Source organism: Nocardiopsis sp. NPDC050513 (assembly GCF_044457925.1).
Taxonomy (GTDB): domain Bacteria; phylum Actinomycetota; class Actinomycetes; order Streptosporangiales; family Streptosporangiaceae; genus Nocardiopsis.
The window spans coordinates 418271-440904 of sequence record NZ_JBITHK010000001.1 but is presented as its reverse complement, the minus strand read 5'-3'; the positions used below and the strand labels follow the sequence as shown (position 1 = coordinate 440904).

The 22634-nt window shown below is 72.8% G+C and carries 18 protein-coding genes; 12 read left to right on the top strand and 6 right to left on the bottom strand.

Features of this window, described 5'->3' with window-relative positions; all coding sequences use genetic code 11:
• Nucleotides 1–54: 54 nt before the first annotated feature.
• Nucleotides 55–2262 (top strand): glycosyltransferase, encoded by a 2208-nt coding sequence (locus ACIBFB_RS01885; protein WP_397225094.1) that lies wholly within the window; start codon nt 55–57, stop codon nt 2260–2262.
• A 183-nt stretch (nt 2263–2445) separates the two neighbouring features.
• On the opposite strand, the gene ACIBFB_RS01880 is transcribed toward ACIBFB_RS01885, so the two are convergent.
• Nucleotides 2446–3732 carry a sensor histidine kinase gene (locus ACIBFB_RS01880; RefSeq protein ID WP_397225092.1) on the bottom strand — a complete coding sequence of 429 codons (1287 nt, stop codon included), beginning with the start codon at nt 3730–3732 and terminating at the stop codon, nt 2446–2448.
• Nucleotides 3733–3788: 56 nt separating this feature from the next.
• Nucleotides 3789–4457 carry a response regulator transcription factor gene (locus ACIBFB_RS01875; RefSeq protein WP_013154850.1) on the bottom strand — a complete coding sequence of 223 codons (669 nt, stop codon included), beginning with the start codon at nt 4455–4457 and terminating at the stop codon, nt 3789–3791.
• A gap of 364 nt (nt 4458–4821) precedes the next feature.
• On the opposite strand from ACIBFB_RS01875, the gene ACIBFB_RS01870 reads away from it, so the two are divergent.
• Together ACIBFB_RS01870 and ACIBFB_RS01865 are read left to right on the top strand one after the other, a co-directional pair.
• A complete protein-coding gene (locus tag ACIBFB_RS01870) occupies nt 4822–5718 on the top strand; it encodes a hypothetical protein (protein ID WP_397225089.1) in 897 nt (298 codons plus the stop codon).
• A 244-nt stretch (nt 5719–5962) separates the two neighbouring features.
• Nucleotides 5963–6373, top strand: a complete 411-nt coding sequence (locus ACIBFB_RS01865) for a hypothetical protein (protein WP_397225087.1) — start codon at nt 5963–5965, stop codon at nt 6371–6373.
• A gap of 96 nt (nt 6374–6469) precedes the next feature.
• On the opposite strand, the gene ACIBFB_RS01860 is transcribed toward ACIBFB_RS01865, so the two are convergent.
• Nucleotides 6470–8620 carry a bifunctional metallophosphatase/5'-nucleotidase gene (locus ACIBFB_RS01860; RefSeq protein WP_397225085.1) on the bottom strand — a complete coding sequence of 717 codons (2151 nt, stop codon included), beginning with the start codon at nt 8618–8620 and terminating at the stop codon, nt 6470–6472.
• A gap of 240 nt (nt 8621–8860) precedes the next feature.
• Here ACIBFB_RS01860 and ACIBFB_RS01855 point away from each other — a divergent pair, with 240 nt between their 5' ends.
• The gene (locus ACIBFB_RS01855) at nt 8861–9424 is read left to right on the top strand and encodes a hypothetical protein (RefSeq protein WP_397225083.1); all 564 of its coding nucleotides are present in this window, start codon (nt 8861–8863) and stop codon (nt 9422–9424) included.
• Between the two features lie 25 nt (nt 9425–9449).
• Here ACIBFB_RS01855 and ACIBFB_RS01850 read toward each other — a convergent pair whose 3' ends face one another.
• Complete coding sequence (locus ACIBFB_RS01850) at nt 9450–10538, bottom strand: serine/threonine-protein kinase (RefSeq protein WP_397225081.1); 1089 nt, start codon at nt 10536–10538, stop codon at nt 9450–9452.
• A gap of 213 nt (nt 10539–10751) precedes the next feature.
• Here ACIBFB_RS01850 and ACIBFB_RS01845 point away from each other — a divergent pair, with 213 nt between their 5' ends.
• From ACIBFB_RS01845 to ACIBFB_RS01810, 8 genes are all read left to right on the top strand, one after another.
• Nucleotides 10752–11975 carry a hypothetical protein gene (locus ACIBFB_RS01845; protein WP_397225079.1) on the top strand — a complete coding sequence of 408 codons (1224 nt, stop codon included), beginning with the start codon at nt 10752–10754 and terminating at the stop codon, nt 11973–11975.
• Between the two features lie 79 nt (nt 11976–12054).
• On the top strand, nt 12055–12459 hold the full coding sequence (locus ACIBFB_RS01840; protein ID WP_397225077.1) for an MmcQ/YjbR family DNA-binding protein: 405 nt from the start codon (nt 12055–12057) through the stop codon (nt 12457–12459).
• Nucleotides 12460–12494: 35 nt separating this feature from the next.
• Complete coding sequence (locus ACIBFB_RS01835; protein WP_397225075.1) at nt 12495–14711, top strand: ATP-dependent RecD-like DNA helicase; 2217 nt, start codon at nt 12495–12497, stop codon at nt 14709–14711.
• A 79-nt stretch (nt 14712–14790) separates the two neighbouring features.
• Nucleotides 14791–15210 (top strand): (deoxy)nucleoside triphosphate pyrophosphohydrolase, encoded by a 420-nt coding sequence (locus tag ACIBFB_RS01830; RefSeq protein WP_397225073.1) that lies wholly within the window; start codon nt 14791–14793, stop codon nt 15208–15210.
• A 109-nt stretch (nt 15211–15319) separates the two neighbouring features.
• Entirely contained in the window at nt 15320–17212 is a 1893-nt protein-coding gene (gene typA, locus ACIBFB_RS01825; RefSeq protein WP_397225071.1) for a translational GTPase TypA, read from the top strand.
• A gap of 87 nt (nt 17213–17299) precedes the next feature.
• A complete protein-coding gene (locus ACIBFB_RS01820) occupies nt 17300–17956 on the top strand; it encodes a DUF6758 family protein (protein ID WP_397225069.1) in 657 nt (218 codons plus the stop codon).
• Between the two features lie 33 nt (nt 17957–17989).
• Nucleotides 17990–18865: a PHP domain-containing protein gene (locus tag ACIBFB_RS01815; protein ID WP_397225067.1), complete on the top strand. Its 876-nt coding sequence runs from the start codon at nt 17990–17992 to the stop codon at nt 18863–18865.
• Nucleotides 18866–18973: 108 nt separating this feature from the next.
• The gene (locus ACIBFB_RS01810) at nt 18974–19882 is read left to right on the top strand and encodes an MBL fold metallo-hydrolase (RefSeq protein ID WP_397225065.1); all 909 of its coding nucleotides are present in this window, start codon (nt 18974–18976) and stop codon (nt 19880–19882) included.
• Nucleotides 19883–19946: 64 nt separating this feature from the next.
• Here ACIBFB_RS01810 and ACIBFB_RS01805 read toward each other — a convergent pair whose 3' ends face one another.
• On the bottom strand, nt 19947–20855 hold the full coding sequence (locus ACIBFB_RS01805) for an alpha/beta fold hydrolase (RefSeq protein WP_397225063.1): 909 nt from the start codon (nt 20853–20855) through the stop codon (nt 19947–19949).
• 68 nt (nt 20856–20923) lie between these two features.
• On the bottom strand, nt 20924–22453 hold the full coding sequence (locus tag ACIBFB_RS01800) for a DEAD/DEAH box helicase (protein WP_397225430.1): 1530 nt from the start codon (nt 22451–22453) through the stop codon (nt 20924–20926).
• Nucleotides 22454–22634: the final 181 nt, after the last annotated feature.

The following is a 22634-nucleotide window of genomic DNA, read 5'->3' as shown; positions in this document are numbered from 1 at the left end:
CGACCGCGCCGACCGCCCCGCACGGGCAACCCGAAAGCATCCGAAGGGAAGAACGTGAGTACACCTCCTCCGCGCGCACTCCTGTACGGGGACGTGGACCTCAACATCATCGACGGTTCCGCGATCTGGGCACAGTCGATGGCGCAGGCCCTGGCCGCCGCCGGATGCGAGGTCACCCTCCTGCTCAAGGCGCCCGTGCGCACCGACCGGCTGACCGCGCCGCTGACGGAGGTGCCCGGCGTCCGGCTGCTGCGGCCCTACGAGGACAAGCTCCTTCCCGACCTCGGGCCGCGCGGGCTCACGCCCGAGCAGGCCGTCGCCCTGATCACCAGACAGGACGAGCGCAGGCGGTTCGACCTGGTGGTGGTGCGGGGCAGGCGGCTGGCAGGGCTGGCCGCCCAGGAGGAGTCCCTGGCCGGGCGGCTGTGGACCTACCTCACCGACTTCCCGCACGGCGTCGCGGAGTTCACGGCCACCGCCACGGCCGAGCTCACCGAGATCGCGCTGGCCTCCCGCTTCCTGCTCTGCCAGACCGAGGAGCTGCGCGCCTTCCTGGAGTCGTCGGTCCCCGCCGCGTGCGGGCGCTCGGTCCTGTTCCCGCCCGTGGTGGTCGTCCCCGAGGACGTGCGCGCCCAGGGGGAGGTGCACGCCCGCGCCCGGCTGGCCTACACCGGCAAGTTCGCGCCCCGGTGGAACACCCTGGAGATGACCGAGCTCCCGGCGGAGCTGGCCCGGCTCGGGGTGGACGCCGAGGTGGTGATGATCGGCGACAAGATCCATTCCGACCCGCCCGACTGGGCCAAGCGCATGCGCAAGGGGCTGGAGGGCACCGAGAACGTCGACTGGCGCGGCGGCATGTCGCGCGCCGACGCGCTCCGCCAGGCCGCCGAGTGCGACTTCGGGCTGTCCTGGCGCGACCCGTCCATGGACGCCAGCCTCGAACTGTCCACCAAGGTCCTGGAGTTGGGCGCGCTCGGCCTGCCCGTGGTCCTCAACCGCACCCCCATGCACGAGGCCATGCTCGGCGAGGACTACCCGCTCTTCGCGGGCACGGGGGTCGACTCGGTCGCCTCCGTCGTCGCCCGCGCGCACGGAGACCGCGCCGTCTACGCGGACGCGGCCGAGCGGTGCCGTCGCGCCGCCGACGACCACACGCTGGAGCGGGCCGCGCGGCGGCTGCGCGCCTGCCTGGCCGAGGCGCTCCCGCCCGCCCCCGCCGGAACCGACCCCGAGCGCCCGCTCAAGGTGGTCGTGGCCGGGCACGACCTCAAGTTCTTCACCCGTCTGGCCGACTACCTCGACTCCCTGCCCGGGCTCGACGTGCGCATCGACCAGTGGGAGGGCCTGAGCACCCACGACCAGTACCGGTCCCGGGAGCTCGCCGGATGGGCGGACGTGGTGATCTGCGAGTGGTGCGGCCCCAACGCGCTGTTCTACGCCAAGTGGAAACGCCCCGACCAGCGGCTCGTGGTGCGCCTGCACCGGTTCGAGCTCTACGCCGAGTGGCCCCGCAGGCTGGACGTCGACAAGGTGGACGCGGTGGTGTGCGTCAGCCCCCACTACGCCGACCTGACCCGCGAGATCACCGGTTGGCCCGCCGACAAGGTGATCGTCGTGCCCAACTGGGTGGACGACGAACAGCTGAGCCGTCCCAAGCTCGCCGGGGCGGAGTACGCCCTGGGCATGATCGGGATCGCGCCCTCGCGCAAGCGGCTGGACCGCGGCCTGGACGTGCTCGCCGAACTGCGGCGGATGGATCCCCGGTACACGCTCTCGGTCAAGACCAAGCAGCCGTGGGACTACTGGTGGATCTGGAACCGGCCCGAGGAGCGCGCCTATTTCGAGCGGGTCTACCGGAGGATCCAGCGCGACGAGCGGCTCGCCCCGGCCGTGGTCTTCGACCCGTTCGGCCCCGACGTGGCGACCTGGCTGCGGCGGGTCGGCTTCATGCTCTCGACCAGCGACGACGAGTCCTTCCACCTGGCGCCCGCCGAGTGCGCCGCCTCGGGAGGGGTGCCCGCCCTGCTGCCGTGGCCGGGAGCCGACACCATCTACGACCCGCACTGGATCCACGCGGACGCGGTGGAGATGGCCGAGGCCGTCCACGCGATCGTGTCCGAGGGGCGCTTCGCCGAGGAGGCCGAGCGCGCCCGAGCCGAGGTGACGGGCGCCTACGGGCTGGCCCGGGTGCGCGCCCTGTGGAGCGATCTGGTGGTCAGCGGGAAGGTGCCCCAGGCGGCGGCGTCCCCGACGGTCGCCTAGGCCCGGGCCGAAGCGGAGCGGAGGCCTCAGGGGGGTGCCGTTCGGGCGCTGGCAGGGTGCTGCAAGACGAGGCAAGCCGTGGAGCGAGGAACGAGCGATAGGCGCCGCCGAGGATGAAGCATCCCTGCCTTTTTGAGCGTCCGAACACGGGCCGAAGCGGAGCGGAGGCCCAAAGAAGCACGGTCAGACCGGGCCGGTCATCTTCGTCAGACCGCCCGCTCCCGCGGGCAGGAACAGGGCGAAGGTGGTCGGCCGGGTCTGCACCAGCTCGATCCTGGCCCCCTCGGACTCGGCGATGTGCCGGGCCAGGGCCAGCCCGAGCCCGGTGCCGCCGTCGCCGCTGACCTCGCGGTCGAAGATGCGGCCCGACAGGTGCTCGGGGACGCCGTCACCCTCGTCGCTGACCTCGACGCGTACCGACTGCCCGGTGTCGACGCGGCGGATGGTGACGGTGCCCGCGCCGTGCTTGTAGGCGTTCTCGACCAGCGTGGCGAGGATCTGCGCGAGGTCGCTCGGCACGGTCATGGCGGTCAGCCCGGGGTCGCCCGTGACGATCAGGTCGCGCTGTTCCTGCTGGAAGACGGGGGACCACTCGGCCTGGAGGTGGTTGAGCACCGGGTCGAGCTCCACGCGTTCGACCTCGGGGTTCTGGCTCTTGCGGGCGCGGCCCAGCAGGCTCTCGACGGTCTCCACGAGGCGTTCGGTCTGGGCGAGGGCGGCCTCCCCCTCCTCCCGGACCACCTCGGAGTTGCCGGCCTCGGCGATGATCTCCTCCAGGCGCATGGTCAGCGCGGTGAGCGGGGTGCGCAGCTGGTGGGAGGCGTCGGTGGCGAAGTGGCGTTCGGTGGCGATCAGTCCGGCGATGCGTTCGGCGCTGCGGTCGAGCACCTCGGCCACCCGGTCCGCCTCGGGGATGCCGTAGCGGTGGCCCCAGGGCGTGGTGACCCCCGACCCCAGGCGTTCGGCGGTGGCGGCGAGGTCGACGAGGGGGAGGGTCAGCCTGCGGGCCTGGAACATCGACAGTCCCACGGCCACGCCGATGGCCAGCAGGGAGAGGGAGGCGATCCCCAGCCAGGCGCGGACCACGCTGCGCTGGACCTCGTCGGCGCTGGCCCAGACCTCGACCACCGTGCCGCGGCTGGTGGTGTCCGTGGCCCGGAGCAGACTCGGCGCGTCCGGGGCCGCGGGGTTGAGCGTCGGGTCTCCGGCCGTGGACGAGGGCGCGTCCCCGGGCGGAGTGACGCGCGTGAACCGGCCCGGGTGCTCGGCGCTCAACTCGGCGGGGTCGAGCTCGCCCTGGAGTTCGAGCATGTTGTCGCTCTCCGCGCCGATGAGCTCCGCCTCGCTGTGGAGCTGGCGGCTGGCCTCGTCGTGCACCAGTTTGTACGTGAGCGCGCCCAGAGGCAGGCCGAGCAGCATGACGGCGATGACGGTCACCACGAGGGTGGAGAAAACCATCCGCCTACGCATGTCACCTCATCCGTGCGGCCCGGGTGGCCGATCCGCGTGCGTCGGCCGGGGCCGGGTCAGTCCCGTTCGAAGCGGAAGCCCACGCCGCGAACGGTGGTGATGTACGACGGCTGGTTGGCGTCGTCGCCGAGTTTGCGACGCAGCCAGGAGATGTGCATGTCCAGGGTCTTGGTCGAGCCCCACCAGTTGGTGTCCCAGACCTCGCGCATGATCTGCTCACGCGTCACGACCTTGCCCGCGTCGCGCACCAGGACGCGCAGGAGGTCGAACTCCTTGGTGGTGAGCTGCAGTTCGCGCTCGCCGAGCCAGGCGCGGCGGGAGTCGTTGTCGATGCGTACGCCGTGCACGACCGGTACCTCGGCCCCTCCGCGCCGCAGGAGCGCGCGGACGCGGGCGAGCAGCTCGGCGAGGCGGAACGGCTTGGTGACGTAGTCGTCCGCCCCCGCGTCGAGGCCGACCACGGTGTCGACCTCGTCGGCGCGGGCCGTGAGGATGAGGATCGGCGTGCCGTGACCCTCGGCGCGCAGCCGACGTGCCACCTCGAGGCCGTCCATTTCGGGCAGCCCGAGGTCCAGGACCATCAGGTCGATGTCTCCCGCACGGGCACGGTCGAGTGTCTCAACGCCGTTGACGGTCACGTCCACCGTGTAGCCTTCGCGGCGGAGTGCACGCGCGAGGGGCTCGGAGATCGAGACATCGTCTTCGGCCAGCAAAACGCAGGTCATGATCCCGATCGTAGGTCCGAGGTCGCGCATTTCCCTATTATGCGCGCCGGATGGCCCAAGGTTGGCCGAAAATACGCTATTCGCATACCGGTCATATGGTTCGAGCGCCTATATTCTATGTGTTCTTTGCCTTTTCTTGGTGAAACTGGGATGCTTGTTCACCCGGGTTCGTGCTTGCCCGCTCTGTCTGCGCTGCGCGTCGGCCCCGCTCCGCGTCACCGTGGGGAAGTGGGACACTTCACCACGCGACGGGTCATGGGGACGGTCCGGGCGGGGCATCGACGCGGAGTCGGGACCGCCTTCCGCCGCCGGCCCCCGTCCGGGCGCGACCGACCCCCGTACCCAGACATCGAGGAGCCCCCGAGTGAACCACCACACCCCCGACCCCGGAGGCGGTTTCGGTCCGCCGCCCCAGGGCCCGTACGGTCCGCAGGGCCAGGACCGCCCACAACCTCAGGGCCAGCCGGACGCACACGGGTACCAGCAGCCGCAGCAGGGCCACCCGCAGCCGCAGCAGCCCTATGACCCCCAGACAACACAGCAGCCTCAGGCGGCCCAGGCATTCCTGGACTCCCACGCCCCCCAGGGATCCCAGGGCGGGTGGGGAGGGCAGCCGCCCCAGGGGCCCGCCGGTCCCACGCCGCCCCCTCCGCCTGCGCGCCCCGGCCGGTACGGGACCGGGATCCTGGCCGTTCTCACCGTGATCGCCGTTCTGGCGGGCGCGTCCTTCCTCGGCGGCGGCATCGTCCTCGGCCAGACCGTGCTGAGCGGCTTCGCGGAGGACGCGCCGCCCGAGCCGTCCGACACGCCCACGGAGGAGCCCACCGAGGAGCCGTCCCCGACCCCGGACCCCTACGAGCCGACCGGGGAACCCACGGAGGAGCCCACCGGGGCGCCGACCTCCGAGCCCGAGGAGCTGCTCACCTCCGAGGAGCTCGTGGACGCGCTGGCGGACGGCTTCGACATCGCCGGTCGCCTCGACACCACCGACGACGTGTGCGCCCCCGAGAGCGGCGGGGAGGAGACGCCCTTCCGGTGCACCTCGGCGATGGACACCAACCTCGTGCGCGTGATCGCGTTCGAGAACGTCGGCATCGCCTCGATCGTGGCCGTCGGGCTGGCCGCGGACGAGGAGTCCGAGGCCGTGGACGTCCAGAGCGCCTGCCACTTCGTGTTCATCTGGTTCGAGGTCAACGGCACGGACCAGGGCCAGCGCGACGACATGGTCTCCACCGCCGAGGAGATCACCGGCTGCGTCTGAGCCGTGGTCCAGAGCGTCCTCCCGTCCAGGACGCCCCACGTGTCGTTACGCGCGCTGTCGATCACTCTGGGTGACAATGGCCTCGTTGGTGCGGTCCGCCGGGCTTGTGTGCCCTGCGTCCGTTCCACTGAGTTCATCCATCCCGGTGCCAGCCCCGGCCGCCACCCACGGCCGACAGCCCGACCGGAGCGCCGACACCGGCAACATTCCCGTCCCGCGGTCCGGGGCGGGGCGAGGAGCGGCGATGGCCGACAGACGAATCCTGAGAGTGACGGCGGCGGCCCTGGGGCTCGCGACGCCCCTGGCCCTGGCGGCGCCGACCGCCGTGGCGGAGAGCGCCGAGGTGCCCACCGCGCCCGGCGGCCGGTCGACGGCGGAGTCCTTCTCCCCGCGGCTGTACTACACGACCTGGCGCGAGGCCAGCACCTACTGGTCCGCGGACACCCGCTACGGCACCGGTGGCTGGCTGTGGCCCGGAAGGCACTACGTCTTCTGCCAGGCCGAGGGCCAGCCGCACACCGACGACCAGGGCAACCGCACGATGTGGTGGGTGCTCACCGACGACGACACCGGCAACAAGGACGTCTTCGTCAGCGCGACCGCCTTCGAGGCGTCCGAGCCCTGGAAACCGATCGAGGGCCTGCCGCTCTGCTGAGCGCCCGGCGCGGGCCCGACGACGGGCCCGCGCCCGCAGGCGGCACCGGCGCCGTCCGACTCCGCGAGGGAAGCGGGGCGGACGGCGCCGTTCGCGTCAGCGCCCTTCGATCTCGAAGGTCAGCGGACCGGCCAGGACGCCGCCGTCGCGGTCGAGCAGGTAGGCCGTGAACGTGCCCGTTCCCAGGCCGCGCGTGCTGACGGGGACCCGCCCCCGCTCGCGGTGGGCCCGCCGCTCGGCCAGCGGCTCGTCCGCACCGGGGACGCCGTCCTCCGCGAACACGGCCACGCGGTTGCCGCGGCCCGGCGCGTCGGTCGTGTACCGGAAGACCGCCGTCGTGCGCTCGCGGACCGGCGTGCGGGCGAGCTCCAGCGTCCCGGACGGTTCCCCGCCCGGGTCGGTGGCCTCCTCCCCGACCACGATCCGGCCCGAACCGCCCTCCGGGTACCGCTCGGCGGTCACCCGGCCCTCCAGGGTCCCGCGGAGGTACCGCTCCAGGGCGCCCTGGTAGGTCGCGCCCACCACGGTGAAGTCCGCGCCGCGGAACGGGTACATGTCGCCGCCGCGCGCGGAGAAGTCGATGGTGGCGATCGTGATCGGGTCGCCCCCGACCACCTCCCCGTCCTCGACGACGACCGTCCCGTCGTGCAGGATCACCTCGCGGACCCGCTCGCCCGGCGTGACCACGCGGCCCTCCGCGTCGACCTCCTGGGCGGTGCGCTTCGGGTCGTAGGCGAAGTTCACTCCGCCCACCTGCATGAACCCGCCGTTGGCCGCCGGGGCGGCGTGCACGCCGTGTTCGAGGAGCTCCTTGACCTGCGCGCGCGGGACGTCGGGGACCACCACGACCTGGTTGGCGAACGGCGCGATCCCGTAGGTGTCGAGGGCGGTCAGCGGTCCCGGCGGGATCACCGACGAGTTGCGGATGCCGCCGCCGTTCTGGATGCCGATCTGCGGTTCGGGAACCCCGTACTCGGCCGCGTTGCGGCGACCGGTGTCCAGCAGCGCGTCCGCCATCAGGCCGCCCAGGTTGGTCTCCTGGGTGCGCACCCCGGGGTCGCGCATGCCGTCCAGGGCGACCTCGCTCTCCGCGACCACGGTCTCGTCGAGGGCGGCGACGTGGTCGGAGACCGGCTCGGTCACCTCGCTCAGGACCTCGGCGTGCGGTTCGACGGCGTCGTCGCCGACGCCCGACACCCGGACGCTCCCGGAACGGTCCGAGACCGAGGACACGCGGCCCCCGGCGTCGAAGTTCACCACCAGGCGGCCGACGTACTCGTAGTCGCCGCCGGTGGTGACGATCGGCAGGTCGGCGCCCTCGCCGTCGCTCACCCACAACGGGTAGGCCAGGGGTTCGCCGGTGGAGGGGTGCGCGGTCACCTCGTCACCGGGGACCAGCGCGTCGTCGGGGTTGGCCATGACCTCGTGGCCGCCGCCGGAGACGATCGCGTCGACGCCGGTCAGCTGCCGGCCCACGCTCTCCTCGAAGCCGATGTTCTGGAGGTGGGAGATCATGACGATCTTGTCGACGCCCTCGGCCGTGAGCCGGTCGACCTCGGCCTGCACCGGGCCGACGACCTCGTCGATCACCAGGTCGCGCGGGCTGCTGATGCTGTGCAGCGCGGGGTACAGGGCGCCGACGACGCCCACGGGCTCGCCCGCCACGTCGACCACGGTGCTGGGCGCGATGCGGCCCGCGTCCGCGAGCGCGGCCAGGCGGGGCTCCCCGGACACGTCCACGTTGGCCGCCACGACGGTGGCGCCGCCGGTGAGCTGTCCGAGGAAGTCGGCGTACACGTCCGGGCCGAAGTCGAACTCGTGGTTGCCCATCGACACGGCGTCGTAGCCCACGTGGTCGGTGGCGATCGCGTCGTAGAAGGGCGCGCCCTCCTCCATGGAGGCGGAGAACTCCGGACCGGGCAGGTAGAGGTCGCCGGAGTTGACCGAGAGCACGCCGCGCTCCGCGGCCTCGTCGGCGCCCGCGTCGGCACCGGCGCCCTCGGCGTCGCGCAGCTGGTGGAAGAGGGCGGTGTACCGTGCCGCGCCGCCGAAGTCCGGCTGGCCGGAGGTGTGCAGCAGGTGGGATTCGGGGTCGTTCCCGTGCAGGATCGTCAGGGTGAAGTCGGCCGCGGCCTGGGTGCCGGGGGTGTCCCGGGGGGCCACGCCCGCCGCGGAGACGGACACGGACGCGGCGACCAGGCCGCCCGCCAGTGCCAGCGCGCCGGAGACGCGCATGAGTCTGGACATGCTCGGTGACTCCTGTTTCTCGGGGGTCGGGGGGAACAGGCGATGGGGATACCGAAGGGATCACCTTAGAGGACGGAGGCGCCCCTGGCACGGGCACGGGGTGACGGGGCGGAGAACCCGCGGCGCCGCCGCGGGGAGGCGGACGCGACGCGGGAGAAAAGGGTGTGCGCACTACCGCCCCCGCGGTCGCCGCGCGACTACGATGGACGCACACGCCCATCGACTCCTCGGAGGACCCCCGTGTCTCCCTCTGGCCAGGACCCGCACGACTTCGACGGGGAGCGGAGCGCGGGCGGCGTCCCACCGCAGCGGGGGCTGTTCGGCTTCGGCCCGCACCTGGACGCCCTGCGCCCGGACGCTCCGCCGCCCCGCAAGGTGGCCGTGGTCAGGACGCTCATGTTCATCGGCGGGTCCTGCGGTCTGGCGCTGGCGGCACTGTTCCTCATGGGGCTGGCCATGCCCGCGGAGACGCTGAACGAGGCCCTCCAGGACCAGGTGGACATGGCCGCCGAACAGGGCGTCGAACTCGTGGTCACCGCCGACGTCATGCGCTCGCTCATGGGGGTGCTGGCCCTCGTGACCGGGGCGTACGGGCTGCTGTCCACCCTTCTGGCGGCCCGGATCCCGCGGCGCACGGTCGGCGTCTTCTGGGGCGTGGTGCTCTTCCAGGTCGCCGCCGGGCTGCTACTCCTGTGGAACCTGCTCGGCGGGGAGGGGTTCTCCCTCGTTCCGCTGGGCTTCACGGCCACCATGGTGGCGTTCATGTTCTCCCGCGAGGGCCGCGCCTACTACGGGCTGCTCTGAGACGCGTCCGACCGGTCCGCTCCGGTCAGTCCGCGTCCCCGCCCGCGCCGCGCCCGAACGGCCACGGCCCCTCGCGCGGGGGCCGCGGGGGCCGGACCGCGACCTCCGTCCACTGACGGCCGAGCAGCGCGCGCACCGCGCCCGCCCCCGGACCCGGATCCGCCGCGCCCTCCGGCGCCCGCACGCCGCCCTCCGCGTTCTCCAGCGCCAGGCAGGCGCGCAGCAGCTCCCCCGCGTCGGGGCGGTCGTCCGGATCCTTGGCCATCGCGGCCGCCACCAGCCGCTCCAACCCGGGCGGAAGGTGGTCCACGTCCGGTTCCTCGAACATGACCCGGCGCGCCATCTCCTTGGGGTGCGCGTGCCCGAACGGGTCGTGCCCGACGGCCGCGAACGCGACCGTCGCACCCCACAGGAACACGTCCGCCCTCTGGGTGGTGGGCTGGCGTCCGTACTGCTCGGGGCTCATCCACCCCGGCGTGCCCAGCTTGTCCAGACGCCGCGCCGACCGCTCGTCGGCGAGCGTCTCCGGTGAGGGCAGCCGCAGGTCGCGGTAGGCGCGGCGCATCCGGCGCAGCCTGATCCACTTGGTCGGGTCCGGGTCCTCCACCGGGTGGGCGATCCCGAAGTCCAGCAGCTTGGGACCGCGGCCCGAGAGCACGACGTTGCTCGGCTTGAGGTCGCGGTGCACCACCCCGGCGTCGTGGATGGCGCGCAGGGCCTCGGCCGTGCCGACGGCCAGCCCGAGCAGCATGCCCCGGCGCAACCGGCCGAAGCGCTCCACGTGGCGGCGGAGGGTGGGGCCGGGCACGTACTCGGTGATCATCCACGGGAGCCCGGCCTCCACGTCCGCGCGCACGAACCGCGCCACCGACGGGCTGTTCACCCGGGCCAGCAGCCGTGCCTCGTGGGCGAACCGCTCACGGAAGCGGGGATCGGCCGCCTGCTCGGGGTGGACGACCTTGACCGCCAGGTAGCCGTGCACGCCGGGGGAGTCGGCGGCGTAGACCGTGCCCATCCCGCCGGAGCCCACCCGGCCCCTGATCCGGTGGCCGCCCACGGTCCGCGGGTCTCCGGGTTCGAGCGGGGCGAGTCTGCGGATGCCGCGCGCCTTCATCGTGCTCCCGTTCGCTGGGGGACGCGTGTGCCGGGATCCTATCCCCGGCGCGGCTCCGGTACAGGTCACGAATGCGCGGCGGTCGGCGCGGTCACCGCGCGGGCGCGCATCCCCTGGCGCACGGGGGATCGGGCGCAACTTCGCACCCGGTTCGGACGTCGAATCCGGTGAGGGGTAGGCCCGCCCCCCGGGTCGCACGCCGGAAGGAACACGTTGAAGTTCAACCTCGCCGACGGCACGACCGTGCGGATCACCGCCGTCACCTCCCGCGCCGTGCGGGCGGCGGTGCCCGTGCCCGGACGCCCCGGCGTGCTGCGGCTGCGCGGCCGCACCCCCGGCGAGGCCGTCCGGGACCTGGCCGAACAGCGGTTGGCCGTGCGCGACCGGCATCTGGGCGTCTGGGTGCTCACCCAACGCGGCGCGGGGGTGCGGGAGCTCCTGGACACCGCGCCCGGCGTCGCGGTCGGCGACGCGGACGACGGCGGCTGGGGCGGCCAGGAACCCACGCGCCTCACCGTCCACCCCGAGGTCGACGACGCGACCGCCGCGCACCTCGACGCGGCCGCGCTCCGCCGGCACCAGCCACCGCCCCGACCTCCCCGCCCGGCCCGGCCCCCGGCCTCCCCGCCCCGCGTGAACGACCACTGGATCTACCCGGTCGGCGGGGCCGCCCTCGTCGCGGCGGGCCTGGTCCTGGTGGCGGCCGTCGGCGGGTTGGTCCTGCTGCCGATCCTCTTCGTCGCCGTGTTCGTGGCGGGCGCCGTGGCGGTCGCCAAGGCGATATCGACGTCGGTCTCGAAGTCGGTCTCGACCCCCGCGCCGCGGCAGGTCCAGGAGGCGGCCGACCGCGAGTGGGAGCGGCGGCTCCTGCTCCAGTGGCGGGACTGGTACGTCGGCCCGGACGCGCTCGACACCGAGGCGCGGGCGCTCCTCGCCCGCACCCAGTCCGCCGTCGACGCGGTCCTGGCGTCCTCCCTGCACGACCAGGGCCTCCTGCTCGACGCGGTGCGCAACCGGGTGGTCCTGGCCGACGTCGAGTGGGCCGTGGCCGACCGCCTGCGCGGGCACACCCGCACCCGCCGCACCATGGCGAGCACGCCCACTCCTGGAGAACACAGCCTGCGGGCCGCCGCACGTGCCCGGGAGGTGCTCGACCAGGACGTGGCCCGGGTCGAGGCGCGCGTCCGGGTGCTGGAGGACTACGCGGCCAAGGTCCGCGCGGCGGAGATGGAGCGCTTCGACCGCCAGGCCGCCGAGCGGCTGGACGCCCTGGCCGTCGAGGCGGGAGTCGACCACGAACAGCAGGACGAGGCCCTCTCCTCGCTGGTGCAGGCCCAGGAACTGGCACTGCGGGTGGCCTCCCTCACCGACGAGCTCCTCGGTTCCGGCCCGCCCGGCGGCCCGGAACCGCCGGGTTCCCCGGAGGAGGGCCGCTGAGCCGCGTCGTCCACCGATCCGCGGCGGCGCCTCCCGTTCGTCGGTCCCGTCTGGCACCCTCGACGTGAGAGGAGGGACGATGACTCCCGAGCAGTTCGTCGACGCCGCCCTGTGGTTTCCCGAGGCGTCCGAGTCCGAGCCCTTCGGTCCCGGGCCGCTGGTCTACAAGGTCGCCGGGCAGAAGGTGTACGCCCTGCTCATGGAGCGCGACCAGGGGCCGTTCGCCAACCTCAAGTGCGACCCGGAGCTGGCCCTGGAGCTGCGCGCCCAGTTCCCCGGGATCACCCCCGGCTACCACATGAACAAGCGGCACTGGAACTCGGTGCCGCTGGACGGTTCGGTTCCCGACGAGGAGATCCTGGAGATGCTGAGACACTCCTACGTACTCGTCGCCCGGAGCCTGCGCCGGGCCGACGGGGACCGCGTGCTCGCCGTCCTGGGCGACGACGCCCCCGCACCGGGGGAACCGCGCGACGCCGTGTGACCGCACCGTCCGACCGACCGGGAAGGGACGCTCCCGTGTCCGACAAGACCTTCCGGCCCGCCGTCGTCCAGGGCGTCCTGGAGCGGATCACCTATGCCAACGAGGACAACGGGTACACCGTCGCCAAGGTCGACACCGGACACGGTCCGCACGACCTCCTCACCGTCGTGGGCGCGCTCGCGGGCGTCCAGCCCGGCGAGGCGCTGCGGATGCGGGGCCGCTGGGGCTCCCACCCCCAGTACGGCCGCCAGTTCCAGGTGGAGGACTACACCACCGTCCTTCCCGCCACCGTGCAGGGCATCCGCCGCTACCTCGGCTCCGGGCTGATCAAGGGGATCGGCCCGAGGATGGCCGAGCGCATCGTCGACCACTTCGGCACCGACGCCCTGGACGTCATCGAGGACGCCCCCGAGCGGCTCATCGAGGTCCCGGGCCTGGGCCCCAAGCGCACGCGGCTCATCGCGGACGCCTGGGAGGAGCAGAAGGCGATCAAGGAGGTCATGGTCTTCCTCCAGGGGGTGGAGGTGACCACCTCGCTGGCCGTGCGCATCTACAAGAAGTACGGGGACGCGTCCGTCAACGTCGTCCAGAAGGAGCCCTACCGGCTGGCGTCGGACGTGTGGGGGATCGGGTTCAAGACCGCGGACACCATCGCCCAGGCGGTCGGCATCCCGCACGACAGTCCGCAGCGCGTCATGGCGGGCATCCAGTTCACCCTGTCCGAGTCGACCGGGGACGGCCACTGCTACCTGCCGGAGGAGCGGCTGATCTCGGCCGCCGTGAAGATCCTCGGCGTGGAGGCCGGGCTCGTGATCGAGTGCCTCCAGCAGTTGGTCGCCGACGAGGGCGTGGCCCGCGAGACCGTCCCCGGCCCCGGGGACGAGCCGGTGCGCGCGGTCTACCTCCTGCCGATGCACCGGGCCGAGATGGGACTCGCCTCGGGCCTGCGCACCCTCCTGGAACACCCCGTGGACCGGCTCGCCGCCTTCTCCGACGTGGACTGGGACGTGGCCCTGGGCTGGCTGCGCGAGCGCACCCGCGTCGACCTCGCCGACGCCCAGCGCGAGGCCGTGCGCACGGCGCTCACCCGCAAGGTGTGCGTGCTCACCGGCGGACCCGGGTGCGGCAAGTCGTTCACCGTGTCCTCCGTGGTCGCGCTGGCCGCGGCCAAGCGCGCCAGGATCGTCCTCGCCGCGCCCACCGGTCGCGCGGCCAAGCGGCTGACCGAGCTCACCGGCGTGGACGCCTCCACCGTCCACCGCCTGCTCGAACTGCGCCCCGGCGGCGACGCCGCCTACGACCGCGACCACCCCCTCGACTGCGACCTGCTCGTGGTCGACGAGGCCTCCATGCTGGACCTCGTCCTGGCCAACAAGCTGGTCAAGGCGGTGCCGCCCGGTGCGCACGTGCTCTTCGTCGGCGACGTCGACCAGCTGCCGTCGGTCGGCGCCGGACAGGTGCTCCGCGACCTGCTCTCCGAGGGATCACCCATCCCCAGCGTCCGCCTGACCCACGTGTTCCGTCAGGCCCAGCAGTCCGGCGTGGTCACCAACGCCCACCGCGTCAACACCGGTGAACAGCCCGAGTTCCAGGAGATGACCGACTTCTTCCTCTTCGCCTGCGACGACGCCGAGCAGGCGGCCGAGCTCACCGTCGACGTCGTCGCCCGCCGCATCCCCCGCAGGTTCGGCCTCGACCCCCGCCGCGACGTCCAGGTCCTCACCCCGATGAAGGGCGGACCGGCCGGGTCCGCGCAGCTCAACACCGCCCTCCAGGCCGCGGTGACGCCGCCGGGGGAGGGCGTGCCCGAACGCCGGTTCGGCGGACGCGTCTTCCGCGTCGGCGACAAGGTCACGCAGATCCGCAACAACTACGACAAGGGCGCGAACGGCGTCTTCAACGGGACGCTCGGCGTGGTCACCGGCATCGACTCCGTCGCCCAGGAGGTGGCCGTGCGCACCGACGAGGACGAGGAGATCGCCTACGACTTCGCCGAACTCGACGAGCTCGCGCACGCCTACGCCATCACCGTGCACCGCTCCCAGGGCAGCGAGTACCCGTGCGTTGTGGTTCCGGTCACCACCAGCGCGTGGATGATGCTCCAGCGCAACCTGCTCTACACGGCCATCACCCGGGCCAAGAAGCTGGTGGTCCTGGTGGGCTCCCGCCGTGCCCTCGCCCAGGCCGTGCGCAACGCCTCCTCCGGACACCGGTACACCGCCCTGGCCCACCGGCTGGGCCGTGTCGGTTAGGGCCTCCGCTTCGCTTCGGCCCGTGTCCGGGCGCCGCCAGGGGCGCCGGTCCCGGGAAGAGGCCCTAGGCTGGTTGACCGTGCGAGAGACCCTGATCGTCGTCGGCGCCGCCATCATCCGTGACGGCCGCGTCCTGGCCGCCCAGCGCGCCGAGCCCGCCGCCCTGCGCGGTCGGTGGGAGTTCCCCGGGGGCAAGGTCGACGACGGGGAGTCCCCGGCCGACGCGCTCACCCGCGAGTGCCGGGAGGAACTCGGCGTCACCGTCCGGCCCCTGCACCCGATCGGTTCCGACGCCCCCTTCCCCGCCCCCTCCGCGGCCCGCACGCGCGACGCCGTGCTGCGCCTGTGGCGGGTCGAGTTGGTCGAGGGCGAACCCGAACCGCTGGAACACCTGTCCCTGCGCTGGCTCTCCGCCGCCGACCTGCGCGCCGTCGACTGGCTGCCCGCGGACGTCCCTTTCCTGGAGCCGCTCGCACCGCTGCTGGCCGACCCATCGTGACCGGGCTGACCTGCACGTTTCCCCACCAGACACCTCTTACCGCATAAACTGGCGTCGGGCCGTGGCACTCTGCGGTCTCTACCCAGTACCAGGAGATCGAGACTTTCCCATGTCCAGCGCCATGCCCGTCGAGGGCTCCGCACGCCGCAGCGACATCCGCAACGTCGCCATCGTCGCCCACGTGGACCACGGCAAGACGACCCTCGTCGACGCCATGCTCTGGCAGTCCGGAGTGTTCCGTGAGAACCAGGACGTCGACGACCGCGTGATGGACTCCAACGACCTGGAGCGCGAGAAGGGCATCACCATTCTCGCGAAGAACACGGCCGTCCACTACACCACGCCCGAGGGCGAGGACGTGGTCATCAACATCATCGACACCCCCGGCCACGCCGACTTCGGCGGCGAGGTCGAGCGCGGCCTGTCGATGGTCGACGGCGTCGTCCTGCTCGTGGACGCCAGCGAGGGCCCGCTGCCGCAGACCCGCTTCGTGCTCCGCAAGGCCCTGGCCGCCAAGCTGCCCGTCATCCTCGTCATCAACAAGGTCGACCGGCCCGACAGCCGGATCGCCGAGGTCGTGGACGACACCTACGAGCTGTTCATGGACCTGGACGCGGACGAGTCGCAGATCGAGTTCCCGATCATCTACACCTGCGCCCGCGATGGAAAGGCCTCCCTGGAGCGCCCCGAGAACGGCCAGATGCCCGAGAACGACAACCTCGTCCCGCTGTTCACCACCATCCTGGACACCATCCCGGCGCCCGAGTACACCCCCGGCGCGCCCCTCCAGGCCCACGTCACCAACCTGGACGCCTCCCCGTTCCTGGGCCGCCTGGCGCTGGTGCGCGTCCAGCAGGGCGAGCTGCGCAAGGGCCAGCAGGTCGCGTGGATCCGCGCCGACGGCACCACCCAGCAGGTCAAGGTCACCGAGCTGCTCATGACCGACGGCCTGGAGCGCCAGCCCGCCGAGAAGGCCGGGCCGGGCGACATCGCCGCCATCGCCGGCATCCCCGACATCATGATCGGTGAGACCCTCGCCGACCCCGAGGACCCGCGCCCGCTGCCGCTGATCACGGTGGACGAGCCCGCCATCTCCATGACCATCGGCACCAACACCTCGCCCCTGGTCGGCAAGGTCAAGGGCGCCAAGGTCACCGCCCGCCTGGTCAAGGACCGCCTCGACCGCGAGCTCGTCGGCAACGTGTCCCTGCGCGTGCTGCCCACCGAGCGGCCCGACGCCTGGGAGGTGCAGGGCCGCGGCGAGCTGGCGCTGGCCATCCTGGTCGAGCAGATGCGGCGCGAGGGCTACGAGCTCACCGTCGGCAAGCCGCAGGTGGTCACCCGCGTGATCGACGGCAAGACGCACGAGCCGGTCGAGCGCCTCACGGTGGACGCGCCCGAGGAGTTCATGGGCGCGATCACCCAGCTGCTCAGCGTCCGCAAGGGCCGCATGGAGAACATGGTCAACCACGGCACCGGCTGGGTCCGCATGGACTGGCTGGTCCCCTCCCGCGGCCTCATCGGCTTCCGCACCGAGTTCCTCACCGAGACCCGGGGCACCGGCATCGCCCACCACGTCTTCGAGAAGTTCGAACCGTGGTTCGGTGAGCTGCGCACCCGGCCCAACGGCTCCCTGGTCGCCGACCGCGCCGGGGTCGCCGTGGCGTTCGCGATGTTCAACCTCCAGGAGCGCGGCACGCTGTTCGTCGAGCCGACCACCGAGGTGTACGAGGGCATGGTCGTCGGCGAGAACTCGCGCTCCGACGACATGGACGTGAACATCACCAAGGAGAAGAAGCTCACCAACATGCGCTCGGCCACGGGCGACGAGCTCGTGCGCCTGGTCCCGCCGCGCAAGCTGTCCCTGGAGCAGGCCCTGGAGTTCTGCCGCGAGGACGAGTGCGTGGAGGTCACCCCGGAGAACGTGCGCATCCGCAAGGTCGTCCTCGACCAGAAGGAGCGCGCCCGGATGACCGCGCACAAGAAGCGCCAGCAGCAGTAGGCTCTGGAACCACCCGAGGGCGGCCGGTGACTCCGGCCGCCCTCGGTGCGTTTCTCGGCAGGTCAGGAGGGTAGACCGCATAGAGCGATGAAGTCGGAGCCCTCGTGTCCTCGATGCGGGCGCTCGGTCCAGCCTCCGGGGCTGTGGACCAGCGCCTGGCAGTGTGACGTCCACGGCCCGGTGGCGCCCCTCCAGGGCATCAGAGCCCCCGGGGTGAGCAGCCTCGACGCCCTCCTTCCCCAGGCGCGGGTACCGATCTGGGTACCGTGGCCCCTGCCCACCGGGTGGGTGGTCACCGGGTTCGCGGAGGCCGGCGACGAGCGCAGCGGCGTGGTGGGGGCGGCGGTCGCCCTCTCCGGGCCCAACCCGCTCGGCGGGATCGGCGAGATCGTGATCGTGGCCGAGGACCCGGGCGTGGGCCTCGGCGCGCGCATGTCCGGGCTGGAGGGGCCCGACCCCGGGGACGGGTTCGACTCCTCGGCCGCCGACGCCAAGGTCCGCTTCGACGGCCACGAGATCGCCCTGTGGAACCTCGACGTCGGCCGCGACCGGGCCGTCTACGCGGGCGAGGCGCTCGCCCACTGGCTGTGGTTCGTGTTCGCCTCAGCGGACACCGCGATCCTCATGTGCGAGATCAACGCCCTCCGGGACCTGCGCGACATCAAGGACGGCGGCGTCGCCTTCGAGCCCCCGTTCGGCGCGCTCAGCCCCTTCCTCACCCGGGGCCTGGCCCCCCAGGCCTGACCTCCGGCGACCGGGTCTGACTACAATCGGCCGGTGACCCGAATCGACCTGCACTCCCACAGCTCCGTCTCCGACGGGACCGACACACCCGCCGAGGTCCTCGGGTACGCGGCGGCCGCCGGCCTCGACGTCCTCGCCCTGACCGACCACGACACGGTCGGCGGGATCGCTGAGGCGGCCGAGCACGTGCCGCCGGGCTTCACCCTGGTCCCCGGGATGGAGCTGTCCTGCGCCCACGCCGGATCCAGCGTCCACCTGGTCTCCTACCTGTTCGACCCCGAGGAGCCCGGGCTGGCCGCCGAGCTGCGCCGGGTCCGCTCCGACCGCGCCTCGCGCGCCCAGGAGATGGTGGCCAAGCTGCGCGCGCTCGGCGTCGACGTCTCCTGGGAACGGGTCCTGCGCATCGCCGGGGCGGGCCACGACGAGTACGCCGACGCCAACACGATCGGCCGCCCCCACCTGGCCCGCGCGATCGTGGAGGCGGGCGCGGCCCGCGACGTCCAGGACGCCTTCGACCGCTGGATCGGGTCGGGCGGCCCGGCCTACGCGGCGCGCTACGCCCTCGACCCGGTCCGGGCCGTGCGGCTGGTGCGCGCGGCGGGCGGCGTCTGTTCCCTGGCCCACCCGGCGCGGGCCGAGGGCGCGCTCAACGGGGCGGTCCCCGTCGACCTCGTCGAACGCATGGTGGCCGCCGGACTGGGCGGGATCGAGGCCGACCATCCCTCGCACAACCGGGCGCAGACCAAGCAGTGGCGGGGCGTGGCGGCCGACCTGGGCGTGGTGGTCACCGGGTCCAGCGACGACCACGGGAGCCTGACCGGACACCGTCTGGGCTGCCGCACCACCGCGCCGGAGGCCTTCGAGGAACTCGTGGCCCCCGCGACCGGCGCCGCACTGATCCGAGGATGACCCGCGTGCCCGGCCTGCGCGTTCGATACGGTACGGACCACTGCCACAGGGCGCGACAATGGTCGCGGAGAACTACCCGAACCTGGACGATTCGAAAGGTCTGACGCCGTGTTCTGGAAGCGGAAGCCGAAGAAGCAGGACGGCCAGGAGGCCACCGACTCCGCTGCGGAGGTGGCGGTGGAGGTCGAGGACGAGGCCGAGGAGGCCGAGGACACGGCGACGGCCTCGGACGACAAGGACGAGCGGGACTCCGCCGCGGAGCCGGACAAGGGCGACGGGGAGGCCGAGGACTCCGACGAGGAGGCCGGGGAGGCCGGGGAGGACTCCGACGAGGACGGGGCTCCGGCCGACATCTTCGCCGACGACGCCGAGGAGGCCGGTGTGACCGGCCCCGACGCCGACGGCATCACGCGCGTGCGCACCAAGGGGACGTTCGAGTTCGACGACGAGACCTTCGAGGTCGTCAGCAACACCTGGATCGTGGACGCCGACGACGAGGGCGTCGTCGTCATCGACCCCGGGCACGACCCCGAGGCGATCCTCAAGGCCGTCGGCGAGCGCGAGATCTACCTCGTGGCCTGCACCAACGGCTACACCCCGCACATCGAGGGCGCGCTCCGGGTCGCCGAGGAGGCGGAGGCGGACATCGCCCTGCACCCGCGCGAGATGCGCGCCTGGCGCCGCCTCCACGGCGCCGAGCACCGCCCCGAGGTCGAGGTCGAGGGCCAGGGCGCCTTCGACATCGGCGACCTGCACATCGACGTCCTGGCGCTGCCCGGGACCTCGCCCGGCACCGTCGGCTACTACATCAGCCAGCTCGGCGTGGTCTTCAGCGGCGACACCGTGCGCAAGGGCGAGCCCGGCATGGTCGGCAACACCTACATCGACTACACGACGCAGCTCGCCTCCATCGGAGAGGGCCTGCTGTCGCTGCCGCCGACCACCCGCATCCTGCCCGACCGCGGACCGGCCACCACGTCGGGCGCGGAGAGCGCCAACTTCGACGCCTGGGTCTGACCCGGGCCGCTTCCCGTCCGCCGCGCCGCTCCGTCGGCGCGGCGGACGCCCAAGGCCGACACGGCTAGCGGCGGCCCACGGACTCCGTCTCGTTCCAGAACGAGGTGAGCGCGCTCGACGTGGTCTCCGGGGCCTCCACGTTGGGGGAGTGTCCGGCGCCGGGCACGACCAGGCGCTCGGCGTCGAGCCGCTGCGCCATCTCCGCCTGCTCGTCCGTCGACCAGGTGTCGTCGTTCTCGCCGTACAGCACCAGCGTGGGCAGGTCCAGGGCGGTCAGCTCCTCCACCCGGTCGACCGTGCCCAGCAGGTCCTCGGCGGTGCGCATGAGGCCCGTCGCGCTGCTCGACAGGAACCGCCGGCGCAGGAAGTCGTGGATGCGCGGATCGGCGGTGCGCTGCCACGCCTCGGAGTCGAACTGCTCGTCCCACAGCTCCCGCAGGCGCTCGGCCGAGGGATCCATGGACAGGGCGGCGATCAGGTTGCGGGCGCCGGTCGCCCGGTCGCCCTCCAGCGCGCCGGGGCCGCTGCACATGAGCGTGAGCGAGGCCAGGGGCGCGCGTTCGGACAGGGCGGTCTCCCGGACCACCAGCCCGCCGAAGGAGTGTCCGACGAGGTGGACGGGAGACCCTTGGCCCACCTCGCGGACGACCTCGGCGACGACGGCGCCGAGGGAGGAGAGCCGGTAGTCGGGGAGTTGGACGTCCGGAGGCGCGGTGAGCGTCTCCGGACCGGGCGACTCATAGGTTCCGGGCAGGTCGATCGCGACGACCTCCCGGCCGACCTGCGCAAGGCTCTGGAGGAGGGCGATGAAGTCCTCCTTGCTGCCGGTGAAGCCGTGCACCAGCACGGCGGGCGCCAGTTCGGCGCCGCCGGAGGTCGGCAGCGCGCGCAGGGCCGCCACCGGGCCGTGGGACAGGTGCAGGTCCACCCGCCGCACACCGGGCGGCGGGTCGAGGAACGTCGGTGTACTCACGTCGGGCAACCCTAGGGCATCCCCGCCCACCCGTCCGCCACCTGGGCGGACGGCAGACGGTCACGGGATCAGGTGTTCTCCGGGTCCCGGCGGGCGGCGCTGGCGCCACCGCGCGTACGGCGGCGACGGCGGACCCGCTTGGCGCCCTCCTCGCCGGAGGACTGCGGGGTGGAGCGGGCGGGCGCGCTGGCCGCCTTCTCCGCGGTGGCGTTCTCGGCGGGCGTCACGCTCTGGCCGCCGCGGGTACGGCGGCGCGGACGCCGCCTGCTCCGGCCCTCGTCGCGCGGGCCCTCGCCCCGCGTCCCCTCACCACGGCTCCCCTCGCCGCGGCCACGGCGTCCGCCGCGCTCGGCACGGGGACCGCCGGTGTCGCCGATGTCCTCGACCTCCTCGGCCTCCAGGCCGGCGTGCGTGCGCTTCTCGGCCGCGAGCTTGCCCTTGGTCCCCGCGGGGATGTTGAGCGCGCCGAAGAAGTGCTCGGAGGTGGAGTAGGTCTCCTCCGGGTCCGGGAAGGGCAGGTCCAGTGCGGCGTTGATGAGCTTCCACCGCGGCATCTCCTGCCAGTCCACGAAGGTGACGGCGGTGCCGCTGCGCCCGGCCCGGCCGGTGCGGCCGATCCGGTGGGTGTAGGTCTTCTCGTCCTCGGGCGTCTCGTAGTTGACGACGTGCGTGACGTCGTCGACGTCCAGGCCCCGGGCGGCCACGTCGGTGGCGACCAGGATGTTGATCTTGCCGTTGCGGAACGCCCGCAGGGCGCGCTCGCGCTGGCTCTGGCCCAGGTCGCCGTGGACGGCCGCGGCGGCGAAGCCGCGCGACTTCAGGTCGGTGGCGACGCGGTCGCAGGTCCGCTTGGTCTGGCAGAAGACCATGCTCTGACCGTGGTCCTCGGCCTGGAGCAGGCGGGCCAGCATCTCGATCTTGTCCATCTGGTGCGTGCGGAACGCGTGCTGGGCGATCCGCCCGGTGATGGACGAGCCGTCGATCTCGTCGTCGTCGCTGGCGCGCACGTGGGTGGGCCGGGTCAGGTACTTGCGGGAGAGGGCGACGATCTCGCTCGGCATGGTGGCCGAGAAGAGCATGGTCTGGCGCCCGGACGGGGTTCTGGTGAGGATGCGCTCGATGTCGGGGAGGAACCCGAGGTCGAGCATCTTGTCGGCCTCGTCCAGGACGACCGCGGAGACCTGGTCCAGCCGCAGGTGCTTCTGGTTCTCCAGGTCCAGCAGGCGGCCGGGGGTGCCGACGACGACGTCCGCGCCCTCCTTGAGGCCGTTGATCTGCGGTTCGTAGGAGCGGCCGCCGTAGACGGTGAGGATGCGCAGGCCGTTGCGCTTGCTGGCGGTGGTCAGGTCCGCGGCCACCTGGATGGCCAGTTCACGGGTGGGGACCACGACGAGGGCGCGGGGACGCTTGGCCGAACCGGGCGCCGCCTGGGCCCGCTGGAGCAGCGGGAGCCCGAAGGCGAGGGTCTTGCCGGTGCCGGTGCGGGCCTGGCCGATGATGTCGTTGCCGCTCAGGGCGATCGGGAGGGCCAGTTCCTGGATGAGGAAGGGTTCGACGATCCCCTCCGCCTCCAGCGCGTCGACGATCTCGGCGCTCAGGCCGAGATCGCGGAAGGTCGTTCGGGACTGTGTGGTCTGTTGTGTGCTGCTCAGGGCTCAAGCCTCCATTGTGGCGGGCCGAGGCGTTGGCGTGGCCGCGGCGCGGTGCGGTCGCGGGCGGCTTCTGGCCGCCGCGTGGGGCGCGGCTCACCGCTGCTCCACCTTCCGGTGAGGGGCGCGG